Source organism: Serratia sp. G204Y, assembly GCF_051172435.1.
GTDB lineage: Bacteria > Pseudomonadota > Gammaproteobacteria > Enterobacterales > Enterobacteriaceae > Serratia > Serratia sarumanii.
In genome coordinates, this window is record NZ_JBPIZA010000001.1 from 1531440 (window position 1) to 1553124 (window position 21685).

Sequence of the window (21685 nt, forward strand, 5' to 3'; positions counted from 1 at the left end):
CGCAGGCCGATCGCCTGCGGAAACCGGCGGGAATCAGTCGATGACCGCCGTGGTCAGACGCGAGGTGCAGCACAGCCGATCGCGCGCGTCGAAGATCTCGATTTGCCACACCTGATGACGGCGGCCAACGTGCAGGGCGCGGCACACCCCGCGCACCTGGCCATCGAACACCGCGCGCAGGTGGTTGGCGTTGATCTCCAGCCCCACCACTTTCTGCTCGCCCTCGCTGCACAGGTAACCGGCCATCGATCCCATCGATTCCGCCAGCACCACCGACGCCCCGCCGTGCAACAGCCCGAACGGCTGCCGGGTGCGGCCATCGACCGGCATGGTGGCCTCGAGGAAATCCTCGCCCAGCTGGGTAAACTCGATGCCCACATGGCTGACCATGCAGCCGTCGCCGGCGCGGTTCAGCTGCTCCAGCGATGTTTCACGTTTCCACAATTTCACTCAATCATCTCCAGAAGTGCCTGTAAGGGGTGGCGCACGCCATTGCCCTCGATGCGTTTCACCTGGCTGCGGCAGGAATAGCCGGTCGCCAGGCAGCGCTGCCGCGGCAAACGCTGCAGCGTCGGGTGCCATGATAGCTCATAAATGCCGAGCGAGTTTTGCAGGTTCTTGGCTTCATGGCCGTAAGTGCCCGCCATGCCGCAGCAGCCGACGCTGACGTTCTCCAGTTTGGCGCCGAAGCGCGCGAAGATCGCCGCCCACTGTTGGCCACTGGCCGGCAGCGCGGTGGTTTCGGTACAGTGGCCGAACAGATACCAGGGTTCGCCGGTCGCCGGCTGTTCGGCGCGATCCGCGATCCGCTGCTGCAGCCATTCGTGCACCAGCTGCACCTGGAAATCGCCGCGCTCGGCGCCGAGGATCTCGCGGTATTCGTCGCGGTAGCACAGCACCAGCGCCGGATCGACGCCCACCAGCGGCATGCCGAGCTGCGCCACACGGTTGAGGAAATCGGCGGTTTTGCGCGCGGTGCGGGCGAACCGCGTCAGGAACCCCTTCACATGCTGCGCCTTGCCGTTCGGCGAGAACGGCAGCAGCACCGGTTTATAGCCGAGCTTCTCCACCAGCCGGACAAAGTCCGCCACCACTTTGGCGTCGTAATAGCTGGTGAACGGATCCTGGACGATCAGCACGTGATCGGCGCGCTGATCGGCGCTCAGCCCTTCCAGCTGCTCCAGCGTCAGCGTGGTCGCGCGGTGGCCGGACAGCTGCTGACGCAGCGTCGGGCTGGACAGCAGCGGCAGATCGACCATGCCGATGGCGTTGCGGCTCATCTCCCGCAGCCACGGCTGGCGGAAGAAGAAGTTGAACACCTTCGGCGCGCGGGCCATCAACGGGGTATAGCTCTCCACGCCGGCGACCATGTAGTCGCTTACCGGGCGCAGATAGCGGGTGTGGTAGAGCTGCAGGAAGCGCGAACGGAATCCCGGCACGTCAATCTTGATCGGGCACTGGGTGGAGCAGGCCTTGCAGGCCAGGCAGCCGGACATCGCCTCTTTCACTTCGTGCGAGAAATCATACTCGCCCTTGCTGGCATGCCAGCTGTTGCGGGTCTTTTCGATCAAACCGCGCAGGCTGACTCGCTGCTGCGGCAGCTCTTTCTCCAGCGCCAGCGGATCGACGCCCTGCTCGGCCAACAGACGCAGCCACTCGCGCACCAGCGTCGCCCGCCCTTTCGGTGAATGAATGCGGTTGCCGCTGATCTTCATCGACGGGCACATCGGGCTGCGCACGTCGAAGTTGAAGCACAGGCCGTTGCCGTTACACTCCAGCGCGCCGCGGAATGAGGTGCGCACTTCGACCGGGATCTGGCGATCGAAGGTGCCACGCTTGACCGCGTCCACCTGCATCATCGGCGCATCCACCGCCAGCGGCGAACAGATCTTGCCCGGGTTCAGGCGGTTATCCGGATCGAATGCCGCCTTGATGCGGCGCAGCTCTTCATACAGCGTTTCGCCGAAGAACTCAGGGCTGTATTCCGCGCGGAACCCCTTGCCGTGCTCCCCCCACAGCAGGCCGCCGTATTTGGCGGTCAGCGCCACCACCCGATCGGAGATCTGCTTCATCAGCACCTCCTGCTGCGGGTCGCACATGTCGAGCGCCGGGCGCACGTGCAGCACCCCGGCGTCGACGTGGCCGAACATGCCGTAGCTCAGGTGGTGGTCGTCGAGCAGTTGACGGAATTCGACGATATAGTCCGCCAGGTGTTGCGGCGGCACGCAGGTGTCCTCGGCGAACGGAATCGGCTTGGCGCGCCCTTTGGCGTTGCCCAGCAGCCCGACCGCCTTCTTGCGCATGTTATAAATGCGCTCGATGCCCGCCAGATCGCCACAGATCTGGTAACCAATCACGCCGCCCTGCCGCTGCGCGATCAATTCGTCCAGCCGTTGACACAGGTTTTCCATCTGGCCGTCGATCAGCGCCCGATCGTCACCAGCGAACTCGACGATGTTCAGCCCGAGCATCTCTTTATCCGGCACGTCGGCGATCAGTTCGTTCACCGAGTGCCAAACGATGTCTTCACGCGCCAGGTTCAGCACCTTGGAATCGATGGTTTCCACCGACAGCGCCTTGGCTTCGACCATAAAGGGCGCATTGCGCAGCGCCGAGTCGAAGGAGTCGTATTTTACGTTAACCAAACGGCGCACTTTCGGCAGCGGCGTGATGTCCAGCCGCGCCTCGGTGATAAACGCCAGCGTGCCTTCGGCGCCGGTCAGGATGCGCGTCAGATCGAAGGTTTGCAGATCGTCGCTCAGCACGTGGCGCAGATCGTAACCGGTGAGGAAGCGGTTGAGCTTGGGGAATTTCTCCAGGATCAGCGAGCGCTGCTCGCGGCAGCGGTTCAGCACCGTGCGGTAGATACGCCCTTCGGCGGTCTCGTCCAGAGCAATCGTTTCCGCCAGCGCCGTCGGCATGGCGCGGGTATCGATCATCTCGCCGCCCAGCAGCACCGCCCGCAGGCCCAACACGTGATCGGAGGTTTTGCCGTACACCAGCGAACCCTGGCCGGAGGCGTCGGTATTGATCATGCCGCCCAGGGTGGCGCGGTTGCTGGTGGACAGTTCCGGCGAGAAGAAGTAGCCGAACGGCCGCAGATATTGATTCAGCTGATCCTTGATCACCCCGGCTTCGACTTTTACCCAGCCTTGTTCAACGTTGATCTCCAGAATGCGGTTCATATGGCGCGACATATCGACCACGATGCCGGTATTGAGCGACTGGCCGTTGGTGCCGGTGCCGCCGCCGCGCGGGCTGAAGGTCAGCGTATTGAATCGCTCTTCCCCGGCCAGGCGGGCGATCAGCGCCACGTCGGCGGTGGAACGGGGGAACACCACCGCATCGGGCAACAGCTGATAGATGCTGTTGTCGGTGGCCATCGTCAGCCGGTCGGCATAGCTGGTGGCGGTGTCGCCGTTGAATCCGTTTTGCTTCAGTGCTTCCAAAAAGTCGAGCACCCGTTGAACGAGGCCGGGCGCCTGAGAAATCTGTGGGATCATTCGCTTTTTTGACCCTGTCCGTCTATTTTTTATGCGCTGATGTACGCTGAATCGGGCCTTTAATTCAGACCCACCCTATTTTTTAGTGACACTAAAAACTAACATACTCGTTTAGTGAAGGCATTCACATTATTACCGCCCTGCGAACGCCGCCACAGGCGGCCGTCCGGCGGTAATAAACCGACCGACAGGCACCCGATTCGCCGGTGCCAGGGATTTAATTGACCAGGATGAGAAGCCACTGATGCCACTCCCGCAATCGCGTTACGACTTACCGCGAATTATTTTCGGCGTGCTGTTTATCGCCATCATGATCGTCGCCTGTTTTTGGGTGATCCAACCGTTCATTCTCGGCTTCGCTTGGGCGGGAATGGTGGTGATCGCCACCTGGCCGCTGCTGCTCAAACTGCAAAAGCTGCTGTGGGGCCGCCGCTCGCTGGCGGTGCTGGTGATGACCCTGCTGCTGATCCTGCTGTTCATTTTGCCTATCTCTCTGCTGATCAGCAGCGTGGTGGATAACAGCGCGCCGCTGATCGCCTGGGCCAGCTCGCCGGGCAAACTGCATATTCCCGATCTCGCCTGGCTGCAGTCCGTGCCGATGATCGGCGACAGGCTCTATACCAGCTACCATACGCTGGTTAACGCCGGCGGCGCCGCGCTGCTGGCGAAGGTGCAGCCGTACTTCGGCCAAACCGCCACCTGGTTCGTGGCGCAGGCCGCGCATATCGGCCGTCTGCTGCTGCACTGCGCGCTGATGCTGCTGTTCAGTGCCCTGTTGTATGCGCGCGGCGAGCAGGTGGCGTTGGGCATCCGCCACTTTGCGGTGCGCCTCGGCTCTGCGCGTGGCGATGCGGCGGTGCTGCTGGGCGGCCAGGCGATCCGTGCCGTCGCGCTGGGCGTGGTGGTGACGGCGCTGGTGCAGTCGGTGCTGGGCGGCATCGGTCTGGCGGTGAGCGGCATTCCGGCCGCCACTCTGCTGACGATGCTGATCTTCATCTGCTGCGTGGCGCAATTGGGGCCGCTGCTGGTGCTGGTGCCGGCCATCATCTGGCTGTACTGGCACGGCGATACCACCTGGGGCACCGTGCTGCTGGTCTGGAGCTGCGTGGTGGCTACGCTGGATAACGTGCTGCGCCCGGTGCTGATCCGCATGGGCGCCGATCTGCCGCTACTGCTGATCCTGTCCGGCGTTATCGGCGGCTTGCTGGCCTTCGGCATGATTGGCCTGTTCATCGGCCCGGTGGTGTTGGCGGTATCTTATCGCCTGCTGACCGCCTGGATGGATGAAGCGCCGGAGCCGACCACCGCGCCGGAGCAAGTCATCGAAGATTTGGAAAAACGCTGATTCCCCTCTTCCGCCCGCATCGTCGGGCGGAACTTTTCATTCCTGCCGTTATTCCTACCCCATTCGAGTAATATCTCCACCCAATATAATGCCGCCATATATTGATTACGGTGCCGCGAATGAAAGGTGCAATGTAAATCCCTGTTTGTTGCAAACGGCAAAAAGAGATAACTCCCGCAAATAAAATGTGATGCCGCTATCGATTAGGATGATTCTTAATGACTAGTCGCGTTCAAAAATCTAGTATTATGGCCATCTATTGCTTCAAATCACTGATTTTAAAGCAACCTTTCTGAACAATGTAATGCCATACATGTGAATTGCTGTGTGTAGTCTTTGCCCATCTCCTACGGTGGGCTTTTTTTTTATTCTTTTTTCGTCGAATTGATTATTTTACGCGCCGTTATTTACATTCAGAAATAAAAAGGCCGCAGCGTTAACTGCGGCCCAGCGTTAATGCCTCAGCGAGGCCGAGACATTATTTCTTTTTCGACAAATTGATCCAGGTCTGCACCACGGTGTCCGGATTAAGCGACAGGCTGTCGATGCCCTGCTCCATCAGCCACTCGGCGAAGTCTTCGTGGTCGGACGGGCCCTGGCCGCAGATACCGACGTATTTGCCGTGGCGCTTGGCCGCCTGAATCGCCATCGACAGCAGCGCTTTCACCGCGTCGTTGCGTTCGTCGAACAGCTCCGACACCACGCCGGAGTCGCGATCCAGCCCCAGCGCCAACTGGGTCATGTCGTTGGAGCCGATGGAGAAGCCGTCGAAGTGTTCGAGGAACTGATCCGCCAACAGCGCATTGGACGGGATCTCGCACATCATGATCACTTTCAGCCCGTTTTCGCCGCGCTTCAGCCCCTGACGCGCCAGCTCGGCCACCACCGCTTCCGCCTGCGCCACGGTGCGCACAAACGGCACCATGATTTCGACGTTGGTCAGCCCCATTTCGTTACGCACGCGTTTCACCGCCTCGCACTCCAGCGCGAAGCAATCGCGGAAGCTGTCGGCCACGTAGCGGCCCGCGCCGCGGAAGCCCAGCATCGGGTTCTCTTCGTGCGGTTCATACTTGTCGCCACCCACCAGGTTGGCGTACTCGTTGGATTTAAAATCGGACAGGCGCACGATCACGCGCTTCGGCCAGAAGGCGGCGCCCAGCGTCGCGATGCCCTCGGTCAGGCGGCCGACGTAGAACTCGACCGGATGATCGTAACCCTGCATCAGCGCGCGAATCTCGTTTTGCAGCGCCGGCGTCTGCTGATCGAACTCCAGCAGCGCACGCGGGTGCACGCCGATCATGCGGTTGATGATAAATTCCAGCCGCGCCAGGCCCACGCCTTCGTTCGGCAAACGCGCAAAGTCGAAGGCGCGATCCGGGTTGCCGACGTTCATCATGATCTTCAGCGGCAGATCCGGCAGCTCGGTCACTTCGGAGCTCTGCACGCTGAAGTCCAGCATATCGCTGTAAACAAAGCCGGTGTCGCCTTCCGCGCAGGAGACGGTGACTTTCTGGCCGTCTTTCAGCACGTCGGTGGCGTGACCGCAGCCCACCACCGCCGGGATCCCCAGCTCACGGGCGATGATTGCCGCGTGACAGGTACGCCCGCCGCGGTTGGTGACGATCGCGGCGGCCTTCTTCATGATCGGTTCCCAGTCCGGGTCGGTCATGTCGGTGACCAGCACGTCGCCCGGCTGGATGCGATCCATTTCGCTGATGTCGTGGATCACTTTCACCGGACCGGCGCCGATGCGGTGGCCGATGGCGCGGCCTTCCACCAGCACCGGGCTGGAGCCGTTCAGCTGGTAGCGCTCCATGGTCTGTTCGTTGGAGCGCACGGTTTCCGGGCGCGCCTGCACGATCAGCAGCTTGCCGGTATGGCCGTCTTTCGCCCACTCGATATCCATCGGGCGGCCGTAATGTTTTTCGATCAGGATCGCCTGCTGCGCCAGCGCCTGCACTTCGTCATCCGTCAGCGAGAAACGGCTGCGCTGCGCTTCCGGCACGTCTTCGATGCGCACCTGCTTGCCGTGATCCTGCGACGGCGCGTACACCATGCGGATCTTTTTCGAACCCAGGTTGCGGCGCACGATCGCCGGCTTGCCGTTTTGCAGCGTCGGTTTGTGCACGTAGAACTCATCCGGGTTCACTGCGCCCTGCACCACCATTTCACCCAGGCCGAAGGCGGAGGTGATAAACACCACCTGATCAAAACCGGACTCGGTATCGATGGTGAACATCACGCCCGAAGAGGCCAAATCCGAGCGCACCATGCGCTGTACGCCCGCCGACAGCGCCACGCCGCGGTGGTCATAACCCTGATGCACGCGATAAGAGATGGCACGGTCGTTGAACAGCGATGCGAACACGTGCTTGATCGCCACCATTACGGCGTCGATGCCCTGCACGTTGAGGAAGGTTTCCTGCTGGCCGGCGAAGGACGCGTCCGGCATGTCTTCCGCCGTGGCGGAGGAGCGCACCGCGAAAGAAGCTTCCGGTTCGCCGTCGGCGAGCTGTTGGTAAGCCTGATGAATTTCGCGTTCGAACTCGGCGTGGAACGGCGTGTCGATCACCCATTGGCGGATCTGGGCGCCGGCCTTGGCCAGTTGTGCAACGTCGTCAACGTCGGTCTGATCCAGTAGCTGATAGATGCGCTGGTTAACACCGCTTTGTTCGAGGAAATCGTTAAACGCCTGTGCGGTGGTGGCAAAACCGTTCGGCACGGCCACGCCCAAATCGGAAAGATTGGTGATCATTTCACCGAGGGAGGCGTTTTTACCGCCGACACGGTCAACGTCGTGCATGCCAAGCTGGTTGTACCAAAGCACATTACGCAAGTCTGGGCCATTGTTGGACATCGAGACAATCCTTATTGCTATCAGTAGGGTAAAGACGGATTTAATTCGCTTGCTTTACGGCGCCGCTAACACGGAGCCGAATCAGACTAGCACACTGATCCGGGGAAAATGGAAAGGTGAATCGATCAACCCACTGAAGAAAGTGGTTTTTAAGAGAATGTCCTAACCGGCTGATTTGCCTGGGAACCGTTCCCAATCGCACGAAAAGCTTAGTTCTCAACAAATTACGCTCTTTTTAAACTTCTGTTTTAATGACCACGCAAACGCTACCGTTTTTGGTGAAAATAGCGACAAATTTACGTTTCGGATCGAAAAGCGTCGCCGCGCCGCGATTTTTACCGCCGCCAAAGCGCGCTTTTCTTCACGCGCCGCCGCAAGGCGCTTTACCGCCCCGCCGTCACAATTTTTCCCCTCGCCCCTTTACCGGTGGATCGTCTGCGGCTCATGATATTGACAGTGATGACAGCAGTAACACCGTTTTCAGGTAAGGAGCCTCGGGTGGAAAGAAGCGTTTTTTATATTTCGGATGGTACGGCGATCACCGCCGAAGTGCTGGGACACGCGGTGCTGTCGCAGTTCCCGGTCACGGCGACCACCTATACCCTGCCGTTTGTCGAAACCGAGGCGCGCGCTCGCGCAGTTCGCCAACAAATCGATGATATCTATAATGAAACCGGCGTGCGGCCGCTGGTGTTTTACTCCATCATCTCGCCGGAAGTGCGCGATGTGATCGTGCAGAGCCAGGGCTTCTGCCAGGATATCGTGCAGGCGCTGGTCGGCCCGCTGCAGGGCGAGCTGGAAGTGGAGCCGACGCCGGTGCCGAACCGCACCCACGGTCTGACCGCCAGCAACCTCGGCAAGTACGACGCGCGCATTGCCGCCATCGACTATACGCTGGCGCACGACGACGGCATTTCGCTGCGCAACCTCGATCAGGCGCAGGTGATCCTGCTCGGCGTGTCGCGCTGCGGCAAAACCCCCACCAGCCTTTATCTGGCGATGCAGTTCGGCATCCGCGCCGCCAACTACCCGTTTATCGCCGACGATATGGACAATTTGCACCTGCCGGCCTCGCTGAAACCGTTTCAGCATAAATTATTCGGCCTGACCATCGATCCGGAACGCCTGGCGGCGATCCGCGAGGAACGGCGTGAAAACAGCCGTTACGCTTCATTGCGCCAGTGCCGTATGGAGATCGCCGAAGTCGAGGCGCTGTTCCGCAAAAATCAGATCCGCTACCTCAATACCACCAACTATTCGGTCGAAGAGATCTCCACCAAAATCCTCGACATCCTCGGCATGAGCCGCCGCATGTTCTGACCTTTTCCTCGCGGGGCCGCCGCGCCCCGCCACCTGCCGTTTATTTCAGCAGCCGCTGATTTTTTTGTGCTTTTTTTCGCGGCTTTGATCAACAGAACACAATCTCTACGGTTGAATTCAGCGCTTTTTGCGTTATTGTGATCGCCATCACTTCCCGGCACTCCTGCCGCAGAGAAGAACAGTTTCCAGGGAACAACATGCACAAAACAGATGAACTGCGGACCGCGCGCATCGACAGCCTCGTCACGCCGCAAGCGTTGGCGGACAAGCTGCCGATCTCGGCGGCCGTCGCCGACAACGTGACCGCGTCACGAAAACGCATTGAAAAAATCCTCACCGGTGAAGACCGCCGCCTGCTGGTGGTGATCGGCCCCTGCTCCATCCACGATCTCGACGCCGCCGTCGATTACGCCGGCCGGTTGAACGCCCTGCGCGAACGCTACCAGGATCGCCTGGAGATCGTGATGCGCACCTATTTCGAAAAACCGCGCACCGTCGTCGGCTGGAAAGGCCTGATATCCGATCCGGCGCTGGACGGCACCTTCCAGGTCAACCGCGGCATCGAAATGGCGCGCCGCCTGCTGCTGGAAGTGAACCAGCTCGGCCTGCCAACCGCCACCGAATTCCTGGACATGGTGGTCGGCCAATACATCGCCGATCTGATCAGCTGGGGCGCCATCGGCGCGCGCACCACCGAAAGCCAGATCCACCGTGAAATGGCCTCGGCGCTCTCCTGCCCGGTCGGCTTCAAAAACGGCACCGACGGCAACACCCGCATCGCCATCGACGCCATTCGCGCGGCGCGCGCCGGGCACATGTTCCTGTCGCCGGACAAACATGGCCAAATGACCATCTACCAGACCAGCGGCAACCCGTACGGCCACATCATCATGCGCGGCGGCAAAACGCCGAACTATCACGCCAGCGACATCGCCACTGCCTGCGACAGCCTGCGCGAGTTCGATCTGCCGGAACACCTGGTGATCGACTTCAGCCACGGCAACTGCCAGAAAATGCACCGCCGCCAGCTGGAAGTGGCCGACAACGTCTGCCAACAGATCCGTGCCGGCTCCGCCGCCATCACCGGCGTGATGGCGGAAAGCTTCCTGGTGGAAGGCACGCAGAAGATCGTCGCCGGCCAGCCGCTGACCTATGGCCAGTCAATCACCGATCCTTGCCTGAGCTGGTCCGACAGCGAACAGTTGCTGGCGATGCTGGCGGATGCGGTCGATAGCCGTTTCTGACGCAACGCAGGCCGGGGCCTCGCCCCGGCTTTATCCCTTCTGTCCCGCTCATCTATACTGATTGCAACGCTTTAGCACCCGCCGAAACGCACCTGGAGCCACGGCATGATTCACTCTCTGTTATCCATCCCCTGCGTCACGCTGCAGGGCGAGCAAAAAACGCTGGGCGATTACCCGGCGCGCGCTTATCTGGTGGTCAACACCGCCAGCAAGTGCGGCTTCACCCCGCAATACCGCGGGCTGGAAAATTTGTGGCAATACTATCGCGAACGCGGCCTGGTGGTGCTCGGCTTCCCCTGCAACCAGTTTGGTTCTCAGGAGCCGGGCAGCCCGCTGGAGATCGCCAACTTTTGCAGCCTCAACTACGGCGTCAGTTTCCCGCTGTTCAGCAAGATAGACGTTAACGGCCCCGGCGCGCACCCGCTGTTCAATGAGTTGAAACGCCTGGCGCCCGGCATTCTGGGCAGCCGCCGCATCAAATGGAATTTCACCAAGTTCCTGCTCACCGCCGACGGCCAGCGCGTCACGCGCTTTGCGCCGATCACCAAGCCCGAGCGTCTGTTTGACCGCATCGAAACCCTGCTGAAATAACGCCCCTTTTTTACGGGCCGGGTACGCCCGGCCCGCCGCCGGATGTCCATTCGACAAAAAGGTTCCATCGGTAAGAAAATTTTCCTTGATGTAACCTTTCCTTCACATGATAATGATTCTCAGTTTGATATTAATTACCATTTAATGGTCTGTTTTATAAGCACAATGATAATGGATACTGCCAACACGCCTACCCCCGCCGCCGCGGCCCCGACCGAGCACAGCGCAAACGCGCCGCCCAGCTACGACAGCGCACAGCTGCTCGGCGCCGACGGCATCGCGTTCATTACCCATCAGGGCCAGCGCTATCAGCTGCGGCAGACCAAAGCCGGGAAATTGATCCTGACCAAATAACCACAGAACCCTCAAACGCCAGCCACCCCGATCTTTTGATCCAGGCAGCCAGCAAATCTATTGATATGTTTTATTACATACGGAGAGTTGCACCATGCCTCTGACATTTTCCACCCGGCTGCGTTTTTCCGCTTTGAGTCTGGCGATTGCCTGCGCTCTGCCTACGGTGGCCTTGGCACAAAACACCAGCACAACATCCTCTTCCAACGCGGCGCCGGCCAAAAAAGCCAAAGCCGCCGACGAGACCATGACCGTGGTCGCCACCGGCAACCAGCGCAGCAGCTTTGAAGCGCCGATGATGGTCACGGTCATCGAAGGCAACTCGCCGGAAAGCCAGACCGCCACCTCGGCCGCCGATATGCTGCGCCGCGTGCCGGGCATCACCGTCAACGGCACCGGGCGCAGCAACGGCCAGGACGTGACGATGCGTGGCTACGGCAAAAACGGCGTGCTGACGCTGGTCGACGGCATCCGCCAGGGGACCGATACCGGCCACATCGGCGGCACCTTCCTCGATCCGGCGCTGGTCAAGCGCATTGAAATCGTGCGCGGGCCCTCCGCGTTGCTGTACGGCAGCGGCGCGCTGGGCGGCGTTATCGCCTACGAGACCGTTGATGCCGCCGATCTGCTGCTGCCGGGCCACGATAGCGGGTTCCGCGTCTACGGCACCGCCGGCAGCGGCGATCACAGCCTGGGCATGGGCGCCAGCGCCTACGGCAAGACCGATAACCTCGACGGTTTGCTGTCTTTCGGCACCCGCGACGTCGGCGATCTGCGCCAGGGCAACGGCTTCGATGCGCCTAACGACGAAACCATCAGCAACGTGCTGGCCAAAGGCACCTGGAAGATCGACGACAATCAGTCGCTGAGCGGCGATCTGCGCTACTACAACAACAGCGCTCAAGAGCCGAAAAATCCGCAGACGCCGGGCAGCTCGAGCGGCAACCCGATGACCAACCGCTCGACCATCCAGCGCGATGCGGCATTGAGCTATAAGCTCAAGCCGGTCGGCCAGGATTGGCTGGACGCCACCGCCAAGTTGTACACCTCGGAAGTCAAAATCAATGCACACAACGCCGGCGCGACCGACGAATTCCGCAAGCAGACCACCAACGGCGGCAAGCTGGAAAACCGCACGCGCCTGTTCGCCGACAGCTTTGCGTCACACCTGCTGACCTACGGCTCCGAGATCTATGAACAGAAACAGCAGCCGGGCGGCGCCACCACCAGCTTCCCGCAGGCCAAGATAAACTTCGCCTCCGGCTGGCTGCAGGATGAAATTACGCTGCGCGACATTCCGGTCACCGTGCTGGCAGGCACGCGCTACGACGATTACAAAGGCAGCAGCCAGGGCCACGAAGACGTCAAGGCCGACAAATGGTCGTCCCGCGGAGCCCTGAGCTACTCGCCGACCGACTGGCTGATGCTGTTCGGTTCCTATTCCCAGGCCTTCCGTGCCCCGACCATGGGCGAGATGTACAACGATTCGCGCCACTTCCCCGGCAACTATTGGGTGCCCAATCCTAATCTGCGGCCGGAAACCACCAGCACCACCGAAGCCGGTTTCGGGCTGCGCTTCGACGATCTGCTGCTGGCGGATGACAGCCTGCAATTCAAGGCCAGTTACTTCGATACCGACGCCAAAGACTACATCTTCATGTATGTCACTCGCACGCAGACCGCCTCAGCGAATATCTCTCGCGCCAAAATTTGGGGTTGGGACACCTCGCTGAACTATCAGACCAAGTGGTTTAACTGGGATCTGGCTTACAACCGTACACGCGGCAAGGACAAGTCTCGCAATGGCGAGCTGAACGCGAAAAGCGGCGATTGGCTGGCCGACATCAGCCCGGATACCGTTACCAGCTCGCTGGACGTGCCGCTGGGCGAAACCGGTCTGTCCGCCGGCTGGGTCGCCACCTTCGCCGAACGCGCCAAGCGAGTGCCCGCCACCTACTCGGAACAAGGCGGCTATGGCGTCAACGACTTCTATCTCAGCTACAAGGGCCGCGATCGGCTGCAGGGCATGACCACCACCGTGGTGCTGGGCAACGCCTTCGACAAGGAATATTACTCGCCGCAGGGCGTCCCGCAGGATGGCCGCAACGCCAAACTGCTGGTCAGCTACCAGTGGTAATCATTTGACTATCTGGCGGACAACCCGGTTGTCCGCCGTTCGCATTACAGCGCAGGAGAATCCCGCATGAGCAACACCCTATACGAACGCTACCAACAGGCTAAAATCGATCACCCCGGCAAATACGCCCGCGATCTGGCGGCGATCCTCGGCGTCAGCGAAGCGGAGCTGACGCACGCCCGCGTCGGCCACGACACCCGCCGCCTGCAGGCCGACGCGCGCACCCTGCTGACCGAGCTTGAGCAGGTCGGCGTCACCAAGTCCATCACCCGCAACAGCTATGCGGTGCATGAGCAGATGGGCCGCTACCGCAACCAGCACCTCAACGGCCACGCCGGGCTGATCCTCAACCCGCGCGAGCTGGATCTGCGCCTGTTCCTCAACCACTGGACCAGCGTTTTCGCCATGAGCGAAACCAACAAGCGCGGCGTGCGCCACAGCATCCAGTTCTTCGACCAACAGGGCGATGCGCTGCACAAGGTCTACACCACCGAAGAGACCGATCTGCCGGCCTGGATGGCACTGGTGGAACGCCACCTGAGCGAAGAAAACCCGGTGCTGGCGCTGCAGCCCGCCGAGGCGAGCACTGCGGATGAAACGACGCAGGATCATGCCAAAATCGACGGTGAATGGCGTGCGATGACCGACGTTCACCAGTTCTTCCAGCTGCTCAGCCGCAACAAACTGACGCGCCAGCAGGCGTTCCGCGCCGTCGGCGACGATCTGGCCTATCAGGTGGACAACAGCGCGCTGTCGCAGCTGCTGGAAGCAGCGCAGCAGCAGCAGAACGAGATCATGATCTTCGTCGGCAACCGCGGCTGCGTGCAGATCTTCACCGGCCAGATCGAACGTTTGATGCCGCAGGAAGGCTGGATCAACGTGTTCAACCGCCGCTTCACGCTGCACCTGATCGAAGACGCCATCGCCGAAAGCTGGATCACCCGCAAACCGACCAAGGACGGTATCGTCACCAGCCTGGAGCTGTTCGCCGCCGATGGCACGCAGATTGCGCAGCTGTATGGCCAGCGTACCGAAGGGCAGCCGGAACAAACCCAGTGGCGCGAGCAGGTTGCCGCGCTCGCCGCCAAGGACATCGCCGCATGAAATCTTCCTTGATCCGCCGCCTGGCGTTGATGATGTCGCTGGCGCTGCCGCTCACCGCTGCGGCGGCGCAGCGCATCGTCTCGATCGGCGGCGACGTGACGGAAATCGCCTTCGCGCTCGGCGCCGGCGACGAGGTGATCGCCCGCGACAGCACCAGTCTGCATCCGGAAGCGGTGAAAAAGCTGCCGGACGTCGGCTATATGCGCCAGCTGAACGCCGAAGGCATTTTGGCGCTGAAGCCGACGCTGGTACTGACGACCGAGCTGGCACAGCCGGCGCTGGTGCTCAAACAGCTGGCGGACAGCGGCGTCAACGTGGTCAGCGTGCCGGGTGACACCACCCTGCAGGCGGTGCCGCAGAAAATCGCTACGATCGCCGCTGCGCTGCAGCGCGTTGAGCAAGGCAAACAGCTGAGCGAGCGCTATCGACAACAGCTGGCGGCGGTCGATACCTCCCCGCTGCCGGTCAAGGTGCTGTTCGTGATGAGCCACGGCGGCATCACGCCGATGGCCGCCGGGCAACACACCGCCGCCGACGCGGTGATTGCCGCCGCCGGCCTGAAAAACGCCATGCAGGGCTTTGACCGCTACCGTCCGCTGTCGCAGGAAGGCGTCATCGCCAGCGCGCCGGATCTGTTGCTGGTCACTACCGACGGCGTGCGCACCCTCGGCGGCGAACAGCAGCTGTGGACGCTGCCGGGCCTGGCGTTGACACCGGCAGGCAAGCAACGCCGCGTGCTGATCGTCGATGACATGGCGCTGCTGGGCTTCGGTCTGGAAACGCCGGCGGCGCTGGCCAAGCTGCGCCACGCGGCGGAGCAAAAGTAATGCGCTGTCGCACCTCGCCTCAGCTGGCCATCATCGGTCTGCTGGTGCTGTTGACGCTGCTGGCGCTGGTCGCCGCCAACCTGGGCGCGCTGACGCTGTCGTTTCGCACCCTGTGGCGCGAACCCTTCAGCGACGCAGCCTGGCACATCTGGTTGAACATTCGCCTGCCGCGCGTGCTGCTGGCGGTGGTGATCGGCTGCGCGCTGGCGGTATCCGGCGCGGTGATGCAGGGGCTGTTCCGCAACCCGCTGGCGGATCCGAGCCTGCTGGGCATCAGCAGCGGCGGCGCGCTGTTTGTCGCCCTGTTCATCGTGATGCCGCTGGCGTTGCCGGTGACGATCGCGCTGTACGGCCATATGCTGGCGGCGTTCCTCGGCAGCCTGCTGGTGTCATTGTTGATCTACGGCATCAGCCGCAGCGGGCACGGCAATCTGTCGCGGCTGCTGCTGGCGGGCATCGCCATCAACGCCCTGTGCATGGCGGCCATCGGCGTGCTCTCTTACGTCAGCAGCGATCAACAGCTGCGCCAGTTCTCGCTGTGGATGATGGGCAGCCTCAGCCAGTCGCAGTGGCCGACCCTGGCGGTTTCCGCCTCGCTGATCCTGCCTGCGGCGCTGCTGACGCTGCTGCAGGCGCGCCGGCTGAACCTGTTGCAGCTGGGGGACGAAGAGGCCCACTACCTCGGGGTGAACGTCCAGCGCGCCAAGCTGCAGCTGCTGTTACTGAGCGCCTTGCTGATCGGCGCGGCGGTAGCGATGAGCGGCGTGATCGGCTTCGTCGGCCTGGTGGTGCCACATCTGGTGCGCATGCGCCTCGGCGGCGATCACCGCTGGCTGCTGCCCTGCTCCGCGCTGGGCGGCGCCTGCCTGTTGCTGGTCAGCGATACGCTGGCGCGCACGCTGGTGGCGCCGGCCGAAATGCCGGTGGGGCTGATGACCAGCCTGATCGGCGGTCCCTATTTCTTGTGGCTGGTGATGCGCCAGCGGGAGCGAGCCGGTGGATAACGCCGCCTGCCTGACAGCCCGGGAGCTGCGTTACAGCCTCGGTACGCGCCGGTTGATCAACGACGTTTCGCTCAGCCTTGCCGGCGGTGAAATGGTGGCGATTATCGGCCCTAACGGCGCCGGCAAATCGACGCTGCTGCGCTTGCTGACCGGCTATTTGACGCCGGACTGCGGCGAATGTCGGCTGCTTGACCGCCCGCTGGAACACTGGGCGCCGCAACAGTTGGCCAAAGTCCGGGCCGTGATGCGCCAGTACAGCGATTTGGCGTTTCCATTCAGCGTGGAAGAAGTGGTCAGCATGGGGCGTTCGCCGCACGGCAAACGCGACGAGCATCAGGCGATCCAACAGGTGATGGCGCAAACCGACTGCCTGGCGCTGGCGCAGCGCGACTACCGCCAGCTGTCCGGCGGCGAACAACAGCGGGTGCAGCTGGCGCGGGTGTTGGCGCAGCTGTGGCAACCGCAGCCGTCCCCCGCCTGGCTGTTCCTCGACGAACCGACCTCGGCGCTGGATCTGTATCACCAGCAGCACACCCTGCGCCTGCTGCGCTCGCTGACGCGCCAACAACCGCTGGGCGTCTGCTGCGTGCTGCACGATCTCAATCTGGCCGCGCTGTACGCCGATCGGATCCTGCTGTTGCATCAGGGGCGGTTGGTGGCGAGCGGCACGCCGCAGGAAGTGTTGCAAACGGAGATCCTCACCCGCTGGTATCAGGCCGATCTCGGCGTGGTGCATCATCCCGAAGTGTCGCTGCCGCAGGTCTACCTGCGCCAATAAAAAATTTAAGGGCGCTATCAAGCGCCCTTTCTTCATCTCAGCTGGAGCAGGAAATCTCCAGGTGCTTGCCCCAGTCCGGCGGCAGCGCGGCGAGATCGTCATATTCCGGCACATCGTCGAACGGCCGCAGCAGGGCCTGATGCAATCGCTGCAAACGGCCCACGTCGTCTTTCTCCGCGTCCTCAATCGCCTGCTGCGCCAGGTAGTTGCGCAGGATCAGCCGCGGATTCACCGCCTTCATCGCCCGTTGCCGCTCCGCATCGCTCACCTGCTCCTGTTGCAAACGCTGACGATACTGCTGATACCAGGCGTCGAACGCCGCGCGATCGATAAACTCGTCGCGCAGCGGCGACTGCGCCTGTTGCTGTTCAGTGTCGCTCAACAGGCGGAACGTGCGGGTATAGTCCCGCCCTTCCTGCGCCATCAGGCTCAACAGACCGGTGAGCACGTCGTTGTCCTGCGCCGTCGGCGTGAAGAAGCCGAGTTTGGCGCGCATCTGTTCGCCGTAGGCGCGCATCAGCGCCGGCTCATACGCCGCCAGCGCCTGCTGCAGCTGTTCGGTGGTCATCAGCCCCGATAGGGTCTGCGCCAGACGATGCAGGTTCCACAACGCCACCGCCGGCTGATTGTCGAAGGCGTAACGCCCCTGGTGATCGGAATGGTTGCAGATATAGCCGGGCTGGTAGTCGTCAAGGAAGCCGTAAGGGCCGTAATCGATGGTGATACCGAGAATCGACATGTTGTCGGTGTTCATCACGCCGTGCGCGAAACCGACGGTTTGCCAATGGGCGATCAGGCGCGCCGTGCGTTCGACCACGTCGGTAAACCACAACAGGTAGCGCTCGGCCTGCTCCTGCAGCTGCGGCCAGTGACGGGCAATGACGAAATCCGCCAGTTGCCGTACCTGCTCCGGCTGTTTACGGTAGTAAAAGTGTTCGAAGTGGCCGAAGCGCACGTGGCTTTCCGCCACCCGCATCAGCATGGCACCGCGTTCCGGCTGCTCGCGGAACACCGGCTGCCTGCTGGTGACGATGGTCAACGCTCGGGTGGTGGGGATCCCCAAATGGTGCAGCGCCTCAGAGGCCAGAAACTCGCGGATAACCGAACGCAGCACCGCGCGGCCGTCCCCCATGCGCGAATACGGCGTAAGCCCGGCGCCCTTCAGGTGCCAGTCGCGGTGGCTGCCGTCCGCCAGAACCTGTTCGCCAAGCAAAATGCCGCGGCCATCACCCAACTGCCCTGCCCACACGCCAAACTGGTGGCCACTGTACACCTGCGCCAGCGGCTGCATGCCCGGCAGCAGCGTTTCTCCCGCCCAAATCGGGGTTTTATCCTGAGTAAACCAGCTTTCGTCCAGCCCCAGCTCGCGCGCCAGCGGCTCGCTGTGGTACAGCAGGCGCGCATCCTTAAGCGGCGTCGGGTTCAAAGCGGTGTAGAAACCGGGTAACTGTTGGTAGTAAGCGTTATCGAACTGCGGCATAGGCCCTCCGTTTCAGCGTAGTGTAGAGCCTGAACGAGCGGATTAACACCGAAGGAATGCAGGGAGAACGCATCCGCCTGTCGTCAGGACGGATGCGGGGAGTTTGGCGTTCCGCCTGGCTGAGGAAGCGCGGTTTAATGCCGGCTGATAAAGGGTGTTATCAGCCCAACAACGAGGATCAATTACGGTAGCGGAATCACGGTAACCTCACTCCGCGCATGATTTACCTCATTGTGTGTAATTTTTTATATCACTTCTTAATTATTGAACTCGCTGGGCGTCGCCAGCAAAGCTTGCAGATTATCCACACCAACGCTGGGCCATAAAAAACCTTGCAGACCTAAAACACCGGCGTACCTGAGTTTATTAAAATACTCTTTTTTCTCTATTCCTCCGACGATCACGCCTTTACATAACAGGTTGATATTCTTTAACAACGAGTCGATGACCACGTCATATCCCTGATGGGTAAACAGCTGCCAGTAAAAACGCTTGTCTATCTTTACGTAGTCAAACAAACCATCGTACAACGCGGTCAGCGTGGCTTTACCGGAACCGAAATCATCGAGCCACAGCGTAAACATTTCGCTTAATCGCCGCACGCTCGGGTTGTTCTTCCCGGCCGAAAGATTCGGAAAACTCTCACTCACTTCAAATGCAATAAAAGGATATTGCCCGATCCGTTGGCACAACGCCGAATCGGAAAGAATAAGCTCAACGATGATTTCTTCGATATTGATGGTCAACTGCACGTTGTTACCGGTAAACCAAGCCGCATGCTGCTCCGCAAGTTTCAGTTGCTCATTAAATAACTCAATCCTTTGTTCAGGCGCCAATAAATTAATCCCAATTTCGGCCGGCATGGCTAAATCACCGTCGAGACTGTTGAATCGGCTCAACATTTCCACCGCCAACAGCCCCCCCTCCATTGAGTAAACAGGTTGAAAAACATAGCTACTAATAAAGTCAGCTTCGAGTTGGATGTTCATTTTAATGCCACAGGATGAATGGCTAGCGTATCATCGTATATCAATATATTTTATCGATCAATCCTTCTGGGATTAATCGGAAATATCAATGTAAATACCCATGAAATATCATTTAATTGATAGATTAAAGCTATACGACAATCGCGAAAGGCGCAAAAGAAAAGCAGCTGAACTTATGCCACCTTTCTCGCCCAACGCGTGATATGAAAAGGTATTTGGCTTAAGTGGATTGGATGGTGGGCTAAATTTGACTTATCTCCGTTGTTTTATTTAAGAAAAATCTTAAATAAAGTAAAATAATCTTCCCGCCTTAACGCCGATTTTTCCTGCCGTTAACGATGACTGATTAAATTTAATAACGCATCAATTCCGCCCGTTATTCTCGGCATTGAAAACGCAAAAAAATGCCCACCTTGATTTTCAGAAAATCTGCGCTACCGGCGTGCAAAACGTCGATTTCAGCGATAAAAAAAGGATGAGCACGCTCATCCCTTCATCACCTGGCCTCCGCTAACGGATCGTTTCACTCAGCCATTGCCGCAGTTCGGCTAATTCGGCCGCCTGCTGAGGATAGTCCGCCATCAGTCGGTCACAGCAGGCGGCAACGGGCTCGCTTCGATACGGGCAGCCCACCAGCATATCCGCCAGCCGCTGCAGCGGGGCAGGATTAAGGCTGTCGGTGAACGCCTGCGCGCGAACGATAGCCCCCTTCTCCACATCGAAGAACAGGTCTACGCCGCCCCAGACAAAGCGCTCGTTAAGCAAGTGGCTGAACGCCGGCGCCTTGCCGAAATTCCATTCCCAGCTGCTTTGTTTGGCGAACTGCGCGGCAAAATCGGGCAGATCGGGGAACACGTCCGGCGAAATGATCTCCGGCTCGGCCGTTTCGCCATAGTGGGCGAAGAAAGCCTGCACGATGGCGTCGCATACCTGCTCATGGCTGATGCCCGGCAAAAACTCCGCCAAATTGGCGACGCGTGAACGCACCGAGGTGATGCCCTTGGCCTGCAGCTTTTTGGGATCGGGATTGAGGTAGTCCGCCAGCCGCTCCAGATCGGCGTTCAGCAGCAGCGTGCCGTGGTGGAAACCGCGATCCTGGGTTTCTCGATAGGCTGAGCCGGATATTTTACGCGGCCCGTCGGCGGTTTCCATCACCAGATCGTTGCGCCCCGACGCGCTAGCCGCGACGCCCAGCTGCCGCAGCGCTTGCAGAATGATGTCGGTCGAGACGCTCTTGTCGTAGCCCGGCTTGCCGGCCATAAAGGTGAAACAGGTGTTGCCCAGGTCGTGAAATACCGCCCCGCCGCCGCTGCTGCGCCGCGCCAGCCGAATGCCGTCCTGCTCCATGCGCCGGGTGTTGCACTCTTTCCAGGGGTTCTGCGACTGGCCAATCACCACCGTTTCGGCATTGCGCCACAGGAAGAGAATTTTCTGCGTGGTCATTTCGCGGAAGATGCACTCTTCCACCGCCAGGTTGAACCAGGGATCGTAGGAGTCGGAGATCAGTAAACGCAGGCTGTTCATGGCAGGCACCGTCCAAAACATGAGATGCCCGCCATGATACACCAAATCAATGGGTTAAGGCTAAATGCGTCGCGCCTGCCAGTACACCCGCTTCCAGTAGACGTTATCGAGCGAGGAGCGGATCACCCCACGGCTGGTCGACGCGTGGATAAATTGGTCGTTGGTATCGTAAATGCCGACGTGCAGGCCGTTCTCACCGCCGCCGGTTTTGAAAAACACCAGATCGCCCGGCATCAGCTCATCGCGTGAGACCTTGGTGCCCAGCGAGGTCTGTTCTTCGGTCGAACGCGGCAGTTGCATGTCAAAACGATCGCGGAACGTGCGGTAAACAAAGCCGGAACAATCTACCCCGCCCCGATCCAGGCCGCCGTAACGGTATGGCGTGCCGTACCACTGGCGCAACTGCTCATTGAGCTGGGCCACCACCACGATAGAGTCCGCCAGGCGGCCGCTGGGCGGCGGCGCATGGCTGCTGCACCCGGCGAGGATCAAACTGGCTAATAAAAACCACACACGCATCCGCATAATATCCCTTCATTGAACACGTTGCCGCGTTATGCCATCCGGTACACCACCACACCGCCTGCGAGGCAAAGCCGGCACCACGTAAGGAGAGCGCTATTTGGCG

At 60.6% G+C, this 21685-nt stretch carries 17 protein-coding genes and 1 other RNA gene; 11 read left to right on the forward strand and 7 right to left on the reverse strand.

What is annotated here, in order from left to right; all coding sequences use genetic code 11:
• Window positions 1–33: 33 nt before the first annotated feature.
• Window positions 34–450 (reverse strand): 1,4-dihydroxy-2-naphthoyl-CoA hydrolase, encoded by a 417-nt coding sequence (menI, locus tag ACSBQQ_RS07375; RefSeq protein WP_016927938.1) that lies wholly within the window; start codon window positions 448–450, stop codon window positions 34–36.
• Complete coding sequence (gene ydiJ / locus ACSBQQ_RS07380) at window positions 447–3503, reverse strand: D-2-hydroxyglutarate dehydrogenase YdiJ (protein WP_060428193.1); 3057 nt, start codon at window positions 3501–3503, stop codon at window positions 447–449. Before ydiJ ends, menI begins: the two co-directional genes overlap by 4 nt.
• A gap of 244 nt (window positions 3504–3747) precedes the next feature.
• On the opposite strand from ydiJ, the gene ydiK reads away from it, so the two are divergent.
• Together ydiK and rprA are read left to right on the forward strand one after the other, a co-directional pair.
• Window positions 3748–4848: an AI-2E family transporter YdiK gene (gene ydiK / locus ACSBQQ_RS07385; RefSeq protein ID WP_033646299.1), complete on the forward strand. Its 1101-nt coding sequence runs from the start codon at window positions 3748–3750 to the stop codon at window positions 4846–4848.
• A gap of 258 nt (window positions 4849–5106) precedes the next feature.
• An RNA gene (rprA, locus tag ACSBQQ_RS07390) (antisense sRNA RprA) lies at window positions 5107–5216 on the forward strand.
• Window positions 5217–5326: 110 nt separating this feature from the next.
• Here the strand turns inward: rprA and ppsA are convergent.
• Window positions 5327–7705, reverse strand: coding sequence for a phosphoenolpyruvate synthase (gene ppsA / locus ACSBQQ_RS07395; RefSeq protein WP_041034881.1), 2379 nt, complete (start codon window positions 7703–7705; stop codon window positions 5327–5329).
• A gap of 459 nt (window positions 7706–8164) precedes the next feature.
• Here ppsA and ppsR point away from each other — a divergent pair, with 459 nt between their 5' ends.
• The 9 genes from ppsR (at window position 8165) to ACSBQQ_RS07440 (ending at window position 17064) form a co-directional block, all read left to right on the forward strand.
• A complete protein-coding gene (ppsR, locus tag ACSBQQ_RS07400; RefSeq protein WP_049234269.1) occupies window positions 8165–9025 on the forward strand; it encodes a posphoenolpyruvate synthetase regulatory kinase/phosphorylase PpsR in 861 nt (286 codons plus the stop codon).
• A 197-nt stretch (window positions 9026–9222) separates the two neighbouring features.
• Window positions 9223–10269 carry a 3-deoxy-7-phosphoheptulonate synthase gene (locus tag ACSBQQ_RS07405; protein WP_039566394.1) on the forward strand — a complete coding sequence of 349 codons (1047 nt, stop codon included), beginning with the start codon at window positions 9223–9225 and terminating at the stop codon, window positions 10267–10269.
• 105 nt (window positions 10270–10374) lie between these two features.
• Window positions 10375–10860, forward strand: a complete 486-nt coding sequence (locus ACSBQQ_RS07410; protein WP_033646302.1) for a glutathione peroxidase — start codon at window positions 10375–10377, stop codon at window positions 10858–10860.
• A 171-nt stretch (window positions 10861–11031) separates the two neighbouring features.
• On the forward strand, window positions 11032–11214 hold the full coding sequence (gene hemP, locus ACSBQQ_RS07415; protein ID WP_016927944.1) for a hemin uptake protein HemP: 183 nt from the start codon (window positions 11032–11034) through the stop codon (window positions 11212–11214).
• 94 nt (window positions 11215–11308) lie between these two features.
• Complete coding sequence (locus tag ACSBQQ_RS07420; protein ID WP_049212652.1) at window positions 11309–13351, forward strand: TonB-dependent hemoglobin/transferrin/lactoferrin family receptor; 2043 nt, start codon at window positions 11309–11311, stop codon at window positions 13349–13351.
• 66 nt (window positions 13352–13417) lie between these two features.
• The gene (locus tag ACSBQQ_RS07425; RefSeq protein WP_060428195.1) at window positions 13418–14455 is read left to right on the forward strand and encodes a hemin-degrading factor; all 1038 of its coding nucleotides are present in this window, start codon (window positions 13418–13420) and stop codon (window positions 14453–14455) included.
• Entirely contained in the window at window positions 14452–15282 is an 831-nt protein-coding gene (locus tag ACSBQQ_RS07430) for a heme/hemin ABC transporter substrate-binding protein (RefSeq protein ID WP_033638352.1), read from the forward strand. Before ACSBQQ_RS07425 ends, ACSBQQ_RS07430 begins: the two co-directional genes overlap by 4 nt.
• Window positions 15282–16286, forward strand: coding sequence for a FecCD family ABC transporter permease (locus ACSBQQ_RS07435; protein ID WP_033638351.1), 1005 nt, complete (start codon window positions 15282–15284; stop codon window positions 16284–16286). The genes ACSBQQ_RS07430 and ACSBQQ_RS07435 overlap by 1 nt, the downstream gene beginning before the upstream one ends.
• Complete coding sequence (locus ACSBQQ_RS07440; protein ID WP_033646306.1) at window positions 16279–17064, forward strand: heme ABC transporter ATP-binding protein; 786 nt, start codon at window positions 16279–16281, stop codon at window positions 17062–17064. The genes ACSBQQ_RS07435 and ACSBQQ_RS07440 overlap by 8 nt, the downstream gene beginning before the upstream one ends.
• A 37-nt stretch (window positions 17065–17101) precedes the next feature.
• Here ACSBQQ_RS07440 and ACSBQQ_RS07445 read toward each other — a convergent pair whose 3' ends face one another.
• The 4 genes from ACSBQQ_RS07445 to ACSBQQ_RS07460 all read right to left on the reverse strand — a co-directional run bounded on the left by ACSBQQ_RS07445 (window position 17102) and on the right by ACSBQQ_RS07460 (window position 21582).
• Complete coding sequence (locus ACSBQQ_RS07445) at window positions 17102–18544, reverse strand: protein adenylyltransferase SelO (protein ID WP_060428197.1); 1443 nt, start codon at window positions 18542–18544, stop codon at window positions 17102–17104.
• A gap of 257 nt (window positions 18545–18801) precedes the next feature.
• The gene (locus tag ACSBQQ_RS07450) at window positions 18802–19533 is read right to left on the reverse strand and encodes an EAL domain-containing protein (RefSeq protein WP_060426231.1); all 732 of its coding nucleotides are present in this window, start codon (window positions 19531–19533) and stop codon (window positions 18802–18804) included.
• 510 nt (window positions 19534–20043) lie between these two features.
• Window positions 20044–21057 (reverse strand): lipoate--protein ligase A, encoded by a 1014-nt coding sequence (locus tag ACSBQQ_RS07455; protein ID WP_060428231.1) that lies wholly within the window; start codon window positions 21055–21057, stop codon window positions 20044–20046.
• Window positions 21058–21117: 60 nt separating this feature from the next.
• A complete protein-coding gene (locus tag ACSBQQ_RS07460) occupies window positions 21118–21582 on the reverse strand; it encodes an NlpC/P60 family protein (RefSeq protein WP_016927954.1) in 465 nt (154 codons plus the stop codon).
• Between the last annotated feature and the right edge of the window lie 103 nt (window positions 21583–21685).

Excerpts from the sequence above, each read along its gene's own strand:
- ydiJ (WP_060428193.1), bottom strand. The coding sequence starts at position 3,503 with ATGATCCCACAGATTTCTCAGGCGCCCGGCCTCGTTCAACGGGTGCTC.
- ydiK (WP_033646299.1), top strand. The coding sequence starts at position 3,748 with ATGCCACTCCCGCAATCGCGTTACGACTTACCGCGAATTATTTTCGGC.
- ppsA (WP_041034881.1), bottom strand. The coding sequence starts at position 7,705 with ATGTCCAACAATGGCCCAGACTTGCGTAATGTGCTTTGGTACAACCAG.
- ppsR (WP_049234269.1), top strand. The coding sequence starts at position 8,165 with ATGACAGCAGTAACACCGTTTTCAGGTAAGGAGCCTCGGGTGGAAAGA.
- ACSBQQ_RS07405 (WP_039566394.1), top strand. The coding sequence starts at position 9,223 with ATGCACAAAACAGATGAACTGCGGACCGCGCGCATCGACAGCCTCGTC.
- ACSBQQ_RS07410 (WP_033646302.1), top strand. The coding sequence starts at position 10,375 with ATGATTCACTCTCTGTTATCCATCCCCTGCGTCACGCTGCAGGGCGAG.
- hemP (WP_016927944.1), top strand. The coding sequence starts at position 11,032 with ATGGATACTGCCAACACGCCTACCCCCGCCGCCGCGGCCCCGACCGAG.
- ACSBQQ_RS07420 (WP_049212652.1), top strand. The coding sequence starts at position 11,309 with ATGCCTCTGACATTTTCCACCCGGCTGCGTTTTTCCGCTTTGAGTCTG.
- ACSBQQ_RS07425 (WP_060428195.1), top strand. The coding sequence starts at position 13,418 with ATGAGCAACACCCTATACGAACGCTACCAACAGGCTAAAATCGATCAC.
- ACSBQQ_RS07430 (WP_033638352.1), top strand. The coding sequence starts at position 14,452 with ATGAAATCTTCCTTGATCCGCCGCCTGGCGTTGATGATGTCGCTGGCG.
- ACSBQQ_RS07435 (WP_033638351.1), top strand. The coding sequence starts at position 15,282 with ATGCGCTGTCGCACCTCGCCTCAGCTGGCCATCATCGGTCTGCTGGTG.
- ACSBQQ_RS07445 (WP_060428197.1), bottom strand. The coding sequence starts at position 18,544 with ATGCCGCAGTTCGATAACGCTTACTACCAACAGTTACCCGGTTTCTAC.
- ACSBQQ_RS07450 (WP_060426231.1), bottom strand. The coding sequence starts at position 19,533 with ATGAACATCCAACTCGAAGCTGACTTTATTAGTAGCTATGTTTTTCAA.
- ACSBQQ_RS07455 (WP_060428231.1), bottom strand. The coding sequence starts at position 21,057 with ATGAACAGCCTGCGTTTACTGATCTCCGACTCCTACGATCCCTGGTTC.
- ACSBQQ_RS07460 (WP_016927954.1), bottom strand. The coding sequence starts at position 21,582 with ATGCGGATGCGTGTGTGGTTTTTATTAGCCAGTTTGATCCTCGCCGGG.